Genomic DNA, 12,589 nt, shown 5'->3' with positions numbered 1-12,589 from the left:
ACCTCTCCCGTAGGGAGAGGTGTGGTTATCGCATCTGCCGCGCCGAATCGATCAGCTCGGCACTCGGGCCCGATAGCCGCTTGTGCATGTGGACCATGAAGGCCATGCCGAAGATCGGCGTCGCCAGGTTCACGACCGGAATCGAGACGAAGGCCGCGATGAAGAGGCCGGCGGTGAAGATCGTCGCGGCATTGTCGCGCCGCATCGCTTTCGCATCCTCCGGCGAGCGGAAGCGCATCGCGGCGAGCTCGAAATATTCGCGCCCCAACAGCCAGGCCGCGGCGAGGAAGAAGATCAGGAAACCGGCACCGGCCAGAAACACCAGCGGCAGTGCGGCAAGATACACCACGATGGTGAGCAGCGCGGTCTTGATACCTTCAAGGATGGCCTTATTGAACGGTAGCGCCTCGCCGGGCTGCTCGGCCGGATAATATTCGCGCTCGACGATGTCGGCGACGTCGTCGACGAAGAAGCTCGCCACCAGCGAGGTGATCGCGGGCATCAGGAACACGCTGCCGAACACGACGCCGAATCCGGCCGCGATCGAGATGACCCAGGCCAGCACCTCCAGCGAGGCGTGCCAGCTCGGCCCGAGCAGCCCCTCCAGCCAGACCTCGCCATGGATGGCGAACCAGCTCAGGAGCCGCTGCAACCCGATCGCCAGGACGACGATGAGCACCAGCGCCAGTCCGATCGACCGCCACAGGATCGAACGCATCGGCGGCGACATCATTTGCGACAGCGCCTTCACGGCGGCATCAAGCATGGGAACCTCTCAGGAAACACTCAGCGAGAGGTAGACACCTCTGGGCGCTTCGGCAAGGGAGGCCTACAGGTCGCCGCAGGGGTTCAAGCCTCGGCGGCGATGCTGGCCCCGCAGGTGATGGCGCTGCAAGCCGAGCGGCCAAACCGATGTAGATTGTGTTTCTAAGAAGGCTTGTGAAGGCCTAGTCTCTTAGACCGAACGGACAGGGAGTGACGCATGGCTGAGACCGGATTGCCGCTCGAGGGCGTGCGGGTCGTCGAGATGACCCACATGGTGATGGGCCCGGCCTGCGGCATGATCCTCGCACAGTTAGGGGCCGACGTGATCAAGGTCGAGCCACCCGCCGGCGACAAGACCCGTTCCCTCGGTGGCATGGGCACGGCGTTCTTCCCGCTGTTCAACCGCGGCAAGCGCAGTGTGGTGCTGGACTTCGATCAAGCTGCGGACCGGGACACCATGCATCGGCTGCTCGAGACTGCCGATGTGTTCCTGGAGAATTTTCGCGACGGCCAGCTTGAGAAGCAGGGGTTGGGCGCCGAGGAATTGCGGCGTCGGCATCCGCATCTGATCATTGCCGGCCACAAGGGCTTTCTGTCAGGTCCCTACGAGCATCGTCCTGCGCTCGACGAGGTCGTGCAGATGATGTCGGGACTTGCCGCCATGACCGGCACAAAGGAGAAGCCGCAGCGCGTCGGCTCCTCCGCCAACGACATCATGGGCGGCATGTTCGGTGTGATCGCGATCCTGGCCGCGCTTTACCAGAAGCGTGGGGGAAAGCGCGACGGTGCCGACATCCGCATCGGCCTGTTCGAGAACTGCCTGTTCCTGGTCGCCCAGCACATGGTCGAATACGAGATGACCGGCAACAAGCCGCGCTCGATGCCGGAGCGCGAGCACGCCTGGCCGATCTACGACATTTTCGATGCCGCCGGCGACGGGCGGATTTTCATCGGCGTCGTCACCGAGGGCCACTGGCAGGCTTTCTGCCGCGAGTTCGGCCTCACCGAGTTTCTCGATGACCCGAGCTTGCGCACCACGACCGATCGCATCCTGGCCAGGCCGCGGATCCTTCCGCGCGTGGCCGAGATCATCCGGCAGCACGACGTGGCGGAACTGTCGCAGAAGCTCGATGCGCTCAACATCTGCTTCTCGCCGATCAACCGGCCCGAGGATCTCTTGACCGATCCGCATGTGCTGCGGCCGGGCGGACTCGTCACCAATGTCGCCGCCGACGGCCAGCCGTTCCATGTGCCGACGCTGCCGATCGAATGGAACGGCAGCCATTTTGGCGAAGGCCTGAAGGTCGCGTCGCTCGGCGCCGACACTTCCGCCGTTCGCGCCGCGGTCGACAACAAAGACGCAACGTCCAAAGCCGCTGGGAGGCCCGCATGAGCCGGATCGAAACGATCTATCCCGCGGACCGTGTGGCCTTACGCGAAGTCGGTCTGCGCGATGGACTCCAGCTCGTCAAAAAGTTTCCGTCCACCGAAGCCAAGCAGCGCTGGGTGCGCGAGGAATATGCCGCGGGTGTCGGGCATTTCGAGGTCGGCTCGTTCCTCCCGGCGAAGACCTTTCCGCAATTCGTTGATGTCCGCGACGTCGTCGCGACGGTGGCGAGCCTGCCGGGCGCCCATGGCATTGCGCTTGCGCTCAACGAGCGCGGGGTCAACGAGGCGCTGGCATCAGGTGTCGGGGAGATCGCCTCGGTGGTGTCGGCGACGGAAGAGCACAGCCAGGCCAATGCGCATCGTTCGCGCTTGTCCGCGATTGCCAACATCAAGCGGCTCTGCGAGCTGCGCGACGCCAGCGCGCACAAGCCGCTGGTGAACGCGGCGATCTCGATGGCGCTGGGCTGCTCGATCACAGGCGCGGTCGATCCGAAGGAGGTGCTGCGCCTCGTCGACAAATGCCTGGAGGCCGGCGTCGATTTCGTCGCGATCGCCGACACCGTGGGCTATGCCGGACCGAAGCAGGTCGGAGAGCTGTCGCGCGCGGCGGTCAAGCTCGCGGGTACCAAGCCGATCTGCATCCATCTCCACGACACCCGCGGCATGGGCATCGCCAACGCCGCCGCGGCACTCGACGAAGGCGTCCGCATCCTCGATGGCTCGCTCGGTGGCCTCGGCGGCTGCCCCTTCGCGCCGGGCGCGACCGGCAATGTCGTGTTCGAGGACCTGGTGTTCCTGTGCGAGAGCAAGGGTTTTGCCACGGGCATCGATCTGGAGAAGCTGATCCCGGTGCGGAGGATTTTGCGCGAAGAGATGCCGAACGAGCAGCTTTACGGTGGTGTGGCGAGGGCGGGGTTGCCGGGTAGGACGGCGAAGGCGGCGTAAGCTTCTCTGTCGACGGTGGCAGTATCGTAGGGTGGGCAAAGCGAAGCGTGCCCACGTCTTCTATCCATCATTGAGAGATCGTGGGCACGGCGCAAGTGCGCCTTTGCCCATCCTACAATTCTGCCGGGTGGGAGCGCAGCGAAGGAGGCGTGATCTTCGCCTCCCCCCCGCAAGCGGGGCGAGGGAGAGCACCTTCATCTCACAGCCGCGTCACACGCAGCCGCAGCGCGTTGCCGACCACGCTGACCGAGGACAGGGCCATCGCGGCGGCCGCGATGATCGGCGACAGCAGCACGCCGAAGGCGGGATAGAGGATGCCGGCGGCGATCGGGATGCCGGCGGCGTTGTAGATGAAGGCGAAGAACAGGTTTTGCCTGATATTGCTCATCGTCGCCTGCGACAGCTTTCGTGCGCGGACGATGCCGGTGAGGTCGCCCTTCAGCAGCGTGACGCCAGCGCTTTCCATCGCCACGTCAGTGCCGGTGCCCATGGCGATGCCGACTTCGGCCGCGGCCAGCGCCGGGGCGTCGTTGACGCCGTCACCGGCCATCGCGACGCTGCGCCCGGCCTCTTGCAGTTTTGTTACGACCGCGCTCTTCTGGTCGGGCAGCACCTCGGCTTCCACATCGGCGATGCCGAGCCGGCGTGCCACCGCTTCGGCCGTGGTGCGGTTGTCGCCGGTCAGCATGATCACCTTGATGCCCTCGGCCGCGAGCGCCTTGAGCGCTTCCGGGGTCGAAGCCTTGACCGGATCGGCAATCGCAAACAGGCCGGCGAGCTTGCCGTCGATGGCCATGTTGATCACCGTGGCGCCGTCGCCGCGCAGCCGCTCGGCCTCGCTGTCGAGTGCCTTGGTGTCGATACCGATCGATGTCAGATATTTTGCGTTGCCGAGCACGATGCTCTTGCCATCGACCTTTCCCGCCGCGCCCTTTCCGGTCGGCGAGTCGAACTCCTCGACCTGGCTCAGCGCCATCTGCTTCTCCTTCGCCGCACGCATGATCGCATCGGCCAGCGGATGCTCGCTGGCGCGCTCGACGCTGGCTGCAAGCCGCAGGATGTCATCCTCCGCAAAGCCTGATGCCGGCACGACCGACACCACCTTGGGCTTGCCCTCGGTCAGCGTGCCTGTCTTGTCGACCACCAGCGTGTCGATCTTCTCCATCCGCTCCAGCGCCTCGGCGTTCTTGATCAGCACGCCCGCCTGCGCGCCGCGGCCGACACCGACCATGATCGACATCGGGGTCGCAAGGCCCAGCGCACAGGGGCAGGCGATGATCAGCACACTGACAGCGGCGACGAGGCCGAAAGCGAGCCGCGGCTCCGGCCCGAACCACGCCCAGGCGGCGAAGGCGGCGATGGCAACGAGGATCACAGCCGGCACGAACCAGCCCGCGACCTGATCGGCAAGCCGCTGGATCGGCGCGCGCGAGCGCTGCGCGTCCGCGACCATCTGCACGATCTGCGACAGCAGCGTCTCGCGCCCGACCTTGTCGGCGCGCATGATGAAGCTGCCGGATTGATTGAGCGTGCCGGCAATGACCTTGGCGCCAGTCTCCTTGGTGACCGGCATGGATTCGCCCGTCACGAGCGACTCATCGAGCGAGGAGCGTCCTTCCAGGATGATGCCGTCGACAGGCACTTTCTCGCCGGGACGAACGCGCAGGCGATCACCGGCATGGAGCGTATCGATCTCGACCTCGTGCTCGCTGCCATCGGCATCGACGCGCCGCGCGGTCTTGGGTGCAAGCTGGAGCAGCGCCTTGATCGCACCCGATGTCGCATCGCGGGCGCGCAGCTCCAGCACCTGGCCGAGCAAAACCAGGACGGTGATGACGGCGGCCGCTTCAAAATAGACGGCAACCGCGCCTTCATGGCCGCGGAATGTTTCAGGGAAGATCTGCGGCGTGAGGGTTCCGAGCAGGCTGTAAACATAGGCGACGCCCGTGCCCATCGCGATCAGCGTGAACATGTTGAGATTGCGCGTCAGCAGCGACTGCCAGCCGCGGACGAAGAATGGCCAGCCGGCCCAGAGCACCACGGGCGTTGCGAACACCAGCTGGATCCAGTTCGACAATGTTGGATCGATCCAGTTGTGCGGACCGGCGAGATGGCCGCCCATCTCCAGCACCACGGGCGGCAACGACAGCACGCCGCCGATCCAGAACCGCCGCGTCATGTCGGCGAGCTCGGGGTTGGGCCCGGTCTCGAGGCTCGCGACCTCAGGCTCCAGCGCCATGCCGCAGATCGGGCAATTGCCCGGCCCGACCTGGCGGATCTGGGGATGCATCGGACAGGTGTAGATGGTGCCCGCGGGCATCTCGGGCTCGGGCGCTTTGTCCTTGGCAAGATATTTTGCGGGATCGGCAGCGAATTTGGCACGGCAGCCGGCCGAGCAGAAATGGAAGGTCTCGCCCCGATGCTCAAACCGGTGTTTTGACGTCGCGGGATCGACCCTCATGCCGCAGACGGGATCGAGCACTTTCGCAGCCGTTCCGCTGTGGTCGTGATGATGCTGGGCGTGACCGGCATGATCGCCTTGGCCGCCGCAGCAGGACGAGGCCGCAGGCTTGGTGGCCGGCGCAGCAGCCTTGCTGGAACAGCCGCAGCCGGACTGAGTTTCCCCGTCGTGATGATGCCCATGATCCGCGCCGCTCATTCCTGCACTCCCGCCTTGCAACCTATACCCGGTAGGGGTATATAAGCCCCATGCGCAAGGACATCAAGGCATCTGTCGGAAAACGCCTCGGCCGGATCGAAGGTCAGGTTCGCGGCCTGTCGAAAATGGTAGAGGAAGACCGCTACTGCATCGACATCGTCACGCAGATTTCGGCGGTGCGCGCCGCGCTGCGCCGGGTCGAGGAAGAGGTCTTGAAGGATCACGTCGCCCACTGCGTCGAGCACGCGATTGCCAGCGGCGACAAGGCGGACCAGCGCGAGAAGATCGCGGAGTTGATGGCGGTGATCGGACGGGCAGAGCGGTAGGGCGTGCTCCCTCCGCCGTCATTGCGAGCGAAGCGAAGCAATCCAGACTGTCTCCGCGGAAGCGGTCTGGATTGCTTGGTCGCAAGAGCTCCTCGCAATGACGGTGGTTGAGGCGATATCGCGCCACACTCTCAGGTGACGTCCCGGCCTTCGCCTGGACGACAGTTGTTTACGCCGCCCTTTCGCGAGCTGGCCTGCGCTGCCGTGGACGATACATCGCCAGCTTCTTCAGCAGCGGAACATGCTGCGCGTCTACTTGCTCATTCGAAACTTCAGCCTGCGCTTCTTCGTCAATCGCTTCAGGAACGAGCGGCGGCGCACGGAGCGTTTCTGGAAACACACCGAACGAGCCCGCTACCTCCTCGAGCGGCTTTTGCTTGTCGGCCCAGTGCAGGGCTGTGTAGTCGAAGCCGTGCACGATGGTGGGTTTGACCACTTCGAAATAGGGCGAGATGTCGAAGTCGCGGGGCATGTAGAGCGAGGAATCGCGGATGTGCAGGATCTCGCGGCGGGCGGCGCGGCTGCCGGCCTTGGTGATCTTCGGCAGGATCGGATAGCGCACGGCGTCGAAGGCCTGGGCGATCAGCGCCGAGCAGATGATCTTGGTCGGATCGCCCGAGCCGAGCGCGATCATGCGCCGCCGCCAGCGCTGCGGCACCGGCAGCGGGAACAGGAAACGCATCAGGTCCAGGATGTTCTTGGTGTCGTAGCCGAAGCCGATGCGGTTGATCGCATAGCGGCAGACCGTGTTGCGGTCCTCGTAGGACAGCCCGACCGGCCGGCAGAGGCGGGTATGGTAGGGGAAATATTTCGACAGCGGCGCGGAGGTGACGCCCTCGCCGATATTGGCCTCGATCAGCACATGCGGCTCGCCGTCGGGCTCGACCGCGCCTTCGACCGGGCCGACATAGAGCGCGGCATGCGACCAGGTCGACTGCGTCAGATATTTGATGATGCCGGAGATGCGGTTGTTGCCCTCGACCAGCATGACGTCGCCGGGCTGGATCACGCCGCGCAGATGCTCGGGGTCGCTGGGTGTGAACGGCTCATAGCCCGGCACCTCTTTCGAGAGGTATGCGGCTATCACCTTTCCGACTGAATCTAGGACCGTCCCCATGAACTCCCCCGGGGGCCTTTCTGGCCGTCTTTTTTCATCTGTATCATGGTCGAAACCCGTTGCAATTCAGTTCATGACCTCTGTGAGTTCAAGCACGATTGATTCACCATGATGGTTGCTGCGCAACATCAGATGCGGCAAGGTTCGCCGGCTGTTCCCGTTCGCCGCAAGTCTCCGGAAACCATGACATGACAATCACGCGCCGCAGCTTCCTATCGGCGTCGGCGGCCTTTATGTCCGCGCCGGTCCTGAGCGCCGCGGCCGCGCCATTGCCGCGCGAGGCTGACATTGTCGTGATCGGCGCGGGTGCGGCCGGTATCGCTGCGGCGCGGCGCGTCATGGCGGCCAACCGCAAGGTGATCGTCGTCGAGGCGGCATCGCAGATCGGCGGGCGCTGCATCACGGATAGCTCCACGTTCGACGTGCCGTTCGATCGCGGCGCACGCTGGATGCACAATCCGGACACCAACCCGATGATCCGGCTCGCGCGCAGCGCGGGGCTCGATGTCTCTCCGGCACCGTCGGGCCAGAAAATGCGCATCGGCCGCCGCAATGCGCGTGCGGGCGAGACCGAGGAGTTTCTGGCGGCGCTGGTGCGCGCCAACAGGGCGATCGACGAGGCCGCGCGCGGCAAGCTCGATACCTCATGCGCGTCGGTGCTGCCGAAGGATCTCGGCGACTGGGCGGGCGCGGCGGAGTTCCTGCTCGGCGCGGGCTTTGCCGGCAAGGATCTGAAGGAGCTGTCGGCGATCGACAAGGCGCGCGCGCAGGACCGCAATGCCCCGATCGCCTGTCGCCAGGGTCTCGGCACCCTGATCGCCAGGCTCGGCGAGCAGGTGCCGGCAGTGCTTTCGACGCCGGCGAGCCGGATCGTCTGGAGCAATCGCGATGTCGGCGTGGAGACGCAATCCGGCAGGATCGCCGCGCGCGCGGCCATCGTCACGGTGTCGACCAATGTGCTCATGTCAGGTGCGATCAAGTTCGCGCCTGACATCCCCAAGCGCACGCTGGATGCGGCGTCAAAGCTCACGCTCGGCAGCTACGATCACATCGTGGTGCAATTGCCGGGCAATCCGCTCGGGCTGTCGCGCGACGACATCCTGATCGAGCAGAGCAACTCGACGCGCACCGCGCTGATGTATGCCAATATCGGCGGATCGTCGCTGTGCTCGATCGACGTCGGCGGCTCGTTCGGCCGCGATCTCTCGGCGCAGGGCGAAAGCGCGATGACGGCCTTCGCGAAGGAATGGATCACAAAATTGTTCGGCAGCGAAGCGGCGGCCGCCGTGAAGAAGACCGCCGCGACGCGCTGGAACGCCTCGCCCTATGTGATGGGCGCGATGTCGGCGTCCTCGCCGGGCGGCCAGCTCTCGCGAAAGATTTTGACCGAGCCGATCGGCAATCTGTTCCTCGCCGGCGAAGCCACGCATGAGACGCTGTGGGGCACCGTCGACGGCGCCTGGGACAGCGGCGAGCGCGCCGCGGACGCAGCGCTCCGCAAGATCGGCGCGATCAGGGACGAGCCGGCCGACGTGCCGACGCAGTCGACGAAGCGCCGGCGGGCGCCGCGGTAATAGGGGCAGAGGCAATCAGGCCGCAACAAACTTCGCCGGGACGATAGCGGGTGGTTACCGCAATACCCTGTCCAGCACCGGCAGCCCTGTTATCACCGCGATCGCGATCAGGGCGTAGCAGATCCTGCGAAACACCGTCTCGCTGGCGCGGCCGAACAGCGAGGCGCCGAAGGCGACGCCGAGCGCATAGACCGGGCCGACGATCAGCGACAGCACCAGCGACTCGCGCGAGATCAGGCCTGTCGTGGCATAGCTGACCATCGAGAAGCAATCCGAGGCGCCGAAGAACAGCAGGATATTGGCGCGCGCCACCAGCGGAGCGATGGGCCGGCCGAGCCAGTAGCCGACGATCGGCGGACCGCCGGTCTGCGCAAGCCCGCTGCAGAAGCCGGAGAGGCCGCCGATGCCGACAGAGAGCCAGACGTGGTCCTTGCCGCGGTAGCGCCAGCCCGACAGCAGCAGCAGAAGAAGCGCTGCGACGAAGCCGGAGATGATCCAGCGCGTGGTGACGGGCTCGAGCACGCTGAGGAAATAGGTGCCGAGGGGGACACCGACCAGCGCGCCCAGCACGATCACCGCGGTCGCCTTGCGATCCGCCTTCCGCCAGGCATCAGGCAGCAGCGGCGCGGCGGCAACGAAGTCGATGACGAGGAGGAGTGCCGCGACCAGCCGCGGCGCCGCGACGCTGCTCGCGAGCGGCATGAAGATCAGCGCCGAGCCGAAACCGGAGAAGCCGCGCGCGGTGCCCGAAACGAAAGCGATGGCGCAGAGCGCCATCGCGATGGTGAGGCTGACGTCCTTGGGGAGGAAGTCGGTGATGCTCATGCCCTGTCGTTCCGGGGCATCACGCCCTCAACGTGCCGCCGGTCTTCTCCGTGACATCAGCCACGATCTTGGCGGCGACCGCCTCGATCTCCTGATCGGTCAGCGTCTTCTCGCGCGGCTGGATCGTCACCGCGATGCCGACCGACTTCTTGCCGTCGTCGATGCCCTTGCCCTCGTAGACGTCGAAGACGTTCACGCCGGTGATCAGCTTCTTGTCGACGCCTTGCGCGGCGCGGACGATGTCGCCGGCCTTGACCGTGCGGTCGACGATGAAGGCGAAGTCGCGCGTAACAGGCTGGAATGCCGAGAGCTCGATCAGTGGCTTGGCGCGGGTCGGCTTCTTCTTGGCTTCCGGAATGCGGTCGAGAATCACCTCGAACACCACAAGCGGACCGTCGGCGCCGAGCGCTTCCAGCGCGCGCGGATGCATCTCGCCGAAGTAGCCGAGCACGTTCTGCGGCCCGATCTGGATCGTGCCGGAGCGACCCGGATGCAGCCAGGCCGGACCACCGGCGACGATCTGCAGCGCCTGCATCGGTGCGCCGCTTGCTGCCAGCACCGCGAGCGCATCGGCCTTGGCGTCAAACACATCGGCCTGTGCCGAGCCGGTCCAGTGCCGTCCGAGACCTTCGGACGAAGCCAGGCCGCGCCGCACGCCGCTCGCCGCCATGAACTGGTCTTGCGGGCGATCGCCCCTGAAGACCTGGCCGACCTCGAACAGCGCGACATCGCCATAGCCGCGATCGGCATTGGCCTGCGCGGCAGCGACCAGTCCCGGCAACAGGCTCGGCCGCATGTCGGAGAGATCAGCGGCGATCGGATTGGCCACCTCCAGCTCGCGCTGGCCGCCGCCGAACAATTGTGCCGCGGCCTTCGTGATGAACGACCATGTCACCGCCTCGGTCATGCCGCGGCTTGCCAGCGCGCGCCGGGCACGGCGGGTGCGCAGCTGCAGCGGAGTCAGCACCGATTTGCGCGCGTCCTCGCCGCGCTCGAACGGCGTCATCGGCACCTTGTCGACGCCGTAGATGCGGACGACTTCTTCAACGATATCGGCCTTGCCGTGCACGTCGGAGCGCCATGAGGGCACCGCGACCTTCACGACCGGACCCGGGCCCGCCATCATGAAGCCGAGATGGGTGAGGATGCGCTTCATCTCCGGCACCGGCACCTCGATGCCGGAGAGCCGCTTCACCTCGGTGACGGGGAAATCGATGATGCGATCATCGCCGAAGGCCTTGCCGACCACGACGTTCTCCGACGGCGTGCCGCCGCACAGCTCCATCACCAGCTTGGTGGCGAGCTCGAGCCCGGGCACCATGAAGGCCGGATCGACGCCGCGCTCGAAGCGGTAGCGTGCGTCCGAATTGATGCCGAGCTTGCGGCCGGTCTGGGCGATGTTGATCTCGTTCCACAGCGCCGATTCGATCAGCACGTCGGTGGTGGTCTCGTCGCAGCCGGACGCTTCGCCGCCCATGATGCCGGCGAGCGATTCGACGCCGTGCTCATCGGCGATCACGCAGATCGAGGGATCGAGATCGTAGGTGCGGCCGTCGAGCGCGAGCAGAGTCTCGCCCTCGCGGGCATGGCGCACGACCAGATTGCCCTTCACCTTCTTGGCGTCGAACACGTGGAGCGGGCGCGCGCGGTCATAGGTCATGAAGTTGGTGATGTCGACCAGCGCGTTGATCGGGCGCAGCCCGATCGCCGTCAGCCGCTTCTGCAGCCATTCCGGCGACGGCCCGTTCTTGACGCCGCGGACGAGCCGGAGCGCAAAACCCGGGCACAGCTTGGCGTCCTCGACCGTGACTTTCACGGGACAAGGGAATTCGCCTTTGATCGGCTTGATGGTCGGGTCCTTGAACTTGCCCATGTCGGCAGCGGCAAGGTCGCGCGCGATGCCGTGCACGCCGGTGCAATCCTGCCGGTTCGGCGTCAGATTGATCTCGATCACGGGATCGCCGAGCGCGGCCCATTCGGCGTAAGCAGCGCCAACAGGCGCATCCGCCGGCAATTCCATGATGCCGTCATGGTCGTTGGAGAGCTGCAGCTCCGCCGCCGAGCATAGCATGCCGCGGCTTTCGACGCCTCTGATGGTGCCGACGCCGAGCGTGATGTCCTTGCCGGGGATATAGGTGCCGGGCGGTGAGAACACGCTGACGAGCCCAGCGCGCGCATTCGGCGCCCCGCACACCACCTGCACCGGCGCGCCACCGTCGCCGGTGTCGACCATGCAGACGCGCAGCCGGTCGGCATTGGGATGCTGCTCGGCCGAGATCACCTTCGCGATGGTAAAGGCCTTCAGCGCCTTCGCCTTGTCCTCGATATTCTCGACCTCGAGCCCGATCATGGTGAGCTTGTCGGCGAGCTTGTCCAAGGGCTCGTCGGTGTCGAGATGATCCTTCAGCCAGGAGAGGGTGAATTTCATGGCTGCTTTTTCTCCACGAGGGCTGCCTTCTCCCTCCCCCGCTTGCGGGGGAGGGTCGGGGAGAGGGCTCTCTCCGCGATGGCGGTAACGATTGTTTCGAGAACGCCTGAACGGTTGGTCATGACATCGTGATTGCTGAAACGAAGCACCTTAAAGCCCTTTACTTCGATCGCAGCAGAGCGACGCGCATCGGCGCGTTCGCCTTCGTCAGAGAAGTGTTGACCGCCATCGAGTTCGATCGCGAGCTTGGCCGCGTGGCAGATGAAATCGGCGACGTAACGCTCGATCGGGACCTGGCGACGGAAAATCAGGCCGTTCAAGCGACCGGCGCGCAGCTCCGACCAAAGAATACGTTCTGCATCGGTCGAGTTGCGTCTGAGCGCGCGCGCATTGGCGCGCAGCCTGTCGGATATTTTCCAATCCGGATGTTCAGGATCGACCATCGGCAACCCCATTGAGGAGACACCCTCACCCCAACCCTCCCCCGCAAGCGGGGGAGGGGGCTCAACCTGTCGAGTCGACAGAGCATACGTACCCATGAGACGAACGCCACGCGCTCGC

At 65.5% G+C, this 12,589-nt stretch carries 10 protein-coding genes; 4 read left to right on the top strand and 6 right to left on the bottom strand.

Going from position 1 to position 12,589, the window contains the following annotated elements:
- Positions 1-25: 25 nt before the first annotated feature.
- The gene (locus XH98_RS25095) at positions 26-766 is read right to left on the bottom strand and encodes a sulfate transporter family protein (RefSeq protein WP_271620231.1); all 741 of its coding nucleotides are present in this window, start codon (positions 764-766) and stop codon (positions 26-28) included.
- A 216-nt stretch (positions 767-982) separates the two neighbouring features.
- On the opposite strand from XH98_RS25095, the gene XH98_RS25090 reads away from it, so the two are divergent.
- Positions 983-2,158 (top strand): CoA transferase, encoded by a 1,176-nt coding sequence (locus XH98_RS25090; RefSeq protein ID WP_271620230.1) that lies wholly within the window; start codon positions 983-985, stop codon positions 2,156-2,158.
- Positions 2,155-3,099: a hydroxymethylglutaryl-CoA lyase gene (locus XH98_RS25085; RefSeq protein ID WP_271620229.1), complete on the top strand. Its 945-nt coding sequence runs from the start codon at positions 2,155-2,157 to the stop codon at positions 3,097-3,099. Before XH98_RS25090 ends, XH98_RS25085 begins: the two co-directional genes overlap by 4 nt.
- Before the next feature lie 199 nt (positions 3,100-3,298).
- On the opposite strand, the gene XH98_RS25080 is transcribed toward XH98_RS25085, so the two are convergent.
- Entirely contained in the window at positions 3,299-5,758 is a 2,460-nt protein-coding gene (locus XH98_RS25080; protein WP_271620228.1) for a heavy metal translocating P-type ATPase, read from the bottom strand.
- 50 nt (positions 5,759-5,808) lie between these two features.
- Here XH98_RS25080 and XH98_RS25075 point away from each other — a divergent pair, with 50 nt between their 5' ends.
- Complete coding sequence (locus tag XH98_RS25075) at positions 5,809-6,084, top strand: metal-sensitive transcriptional regulator (protein ID WP_007598521.1); 276 nt, start codon at positions 5,809-5,811, stop codon at positions 6,082-6,084.
- A gap of 169 nt (positions 6,085-6,253) precedes the next feature.
- Here the strand turns inward: XH98_RS25075 and XH98_RS25070 are convergent, their stop codons facing one another.
- On the bottom strand, positions 6,254-7,201 hold the full coding sequence (locus XH98_RS25070; RefSeq protein WP_271620227.1) for a YiiX/YebB-like N1pC/P60 family cysteine hydrolase: 948 nt from the start codon (positions 7,199-7,201) through the stop codon (positions 6,254-6,256).
- Between the two features lie 188 nt (positions 7,202-7,389).
- On the opposite strand from XH98_RS25070, the gene XH98_RS25065 reads away from it, so the two are divergent.
- Positions 7,390-8,775: a flavin monoamine oxidase family protein gene (locus XH98_RS25065; protein ID WP_271620226.1), complete on the top strand. Its 1,386-nt coding sequence runs from the start codon at positions 7,390-7,392 to the stop codon at positions 8,773-8,775.
- Between the two features lie 54 nt (positions 8,776-8,829).
- On the opposite strand, the gene XH98_RS25060 is transcribed toward XH98_RS25065, so the two are convergent.
- The 3 genes from XH98_RS25060 to XH98_RS25050 are packed head-to-tail and all read right to left on the bottom strand — an operon-like array spanning position 8,830 to position 12,471.
- Positions 8,830-9,600, bottom strand: a complete 771-nt coding sequence (locus XH98_RS25060; protein WP_220003698.1) for a sulfite exporter TauE/SafE family protein — start codon at positions 9,598-9,600, stop codon at positions 8,830-8,832.
- Positions 9,601-9,619: 19 nt separating this feature from the next.
- The gene (gene pheT, locus XH98_RS25055; protein WP_271620225.1) at positions 9,620-12,028 is read right to left on the bottom strand and encodes a phenylalanine--tRNA ligase subunit beta; all 2,409 of its coding nucleotides are present in this window, start codon (positions 12,026-12,028) and stop codon (positions 9,620-9,622) included.
- Positions 12,025-12,471 (bottom strand): endonuclease domain-containing protein, encoded by a 447-nt coding sequence (locus XH98_RS25050; protein WP_271620224.1) that lies wholly within the window; start codon positions 12,469-12,471, stop codon positions 12,025-12,027. Before XH98_RS25050 ends, pheT begins: the two co-directional genes overlap by 4 nt.
- Positions 12,472-12,589: the final 118 nt, after the last annotated feature.

This window comes from Bradyrhizobium sp. CCBAU 51745 (genome assembly GCF_028128715.1).
GTDB classification, from domain to species: domain Bacteria; phylum Pseudomonadota; class Alphaproteobacteria; order Rhizobiales; family Xanthobacteraceae; genus Bradyrhizobium; species Bradyrhizobium manausense.
The sequence above is the reverse complement of the archived record's forward strand: the minus strand, read 5'-3'. Positions and strand labels throughout refer to the sequence as shown.

What these genes read in the sequence shown, in the direction of transcription:
- XH98_RS25095 (WP_271620231.1), bottom strand. Translation starts at nt 766, where the DNA reads ATGCTTGATGCCGCCGTGAAGGCGCTGTCGCAAATGATGTCGCCGCCG.
- XH98_RS25090 (WP_271620230.1), top strand. Translation starts at nt 983, where the DNA reads ATGGCTGAGACCGGATTGCCGCTCGAGGGCGTGCGGGTCGTCGAGATG.
- XH98_RS25085 (WP_271620229.1), top strand. Translation starts at nt 2,155, where the DNA reads ATGAGCCGGATCGAAACGATCTATCCCGCGGACCGTGTGGCCTTACGC.
- XH98_RS25080 (WP_271620228.1), bottom strand. Translation starts at nt 5,758, where the DNA reads ATGAGCGGCGCGGATCATGGGCATCATCACGACGGGGAAACTCAGTCC.
- XH98_RS25075 (WP_007598521.1), top strand. Translation starts at nt 5,809, where the DNA reads ATGCGCAAGGACATCAAGGCATCTGTCGGAAAACGCCTCGGCCGGATC.
- XH98_RS25070 (WP_271620227.1), bottom strand. Translation starts at nt 7,201, where the DNA reads ATGGGGACGGTCCTAGATTCAGTCGGAAAGGTGATAGCCGCATACCTC.
- XH98_RS25065 (WP_271620226.1), top strand. Translation starts at nt 7,390, where the DNA reads ATGACAATCACGCGCCGCAGCTTCCTATCGGCGTCGGCGGCCTTTATG.
- XH98_RS25060 (WP_220003698.1), bottom strand. Translation starts at nt 9,600, where the DNA reads ATGAGCATCACCGACTTCCTCCCCAAGGACGTCAGCCTCACCATCGCG.
- pheT (WP_271620225.1), bottom strand. Translation starts at nt 12,028, where the DNA reads ATGAAATTCACCCTCTCCTGGCTGAAGGATCATCTCGACACCGACGAG.
- XH98_RS25050 (WP_271620224.1), bottom strand. Translation starts at nt 12,471, where the DNA reads ATGGTCGATCCTGAACATCCGGATTGGAAAATATCCGACAGGCTGCGC.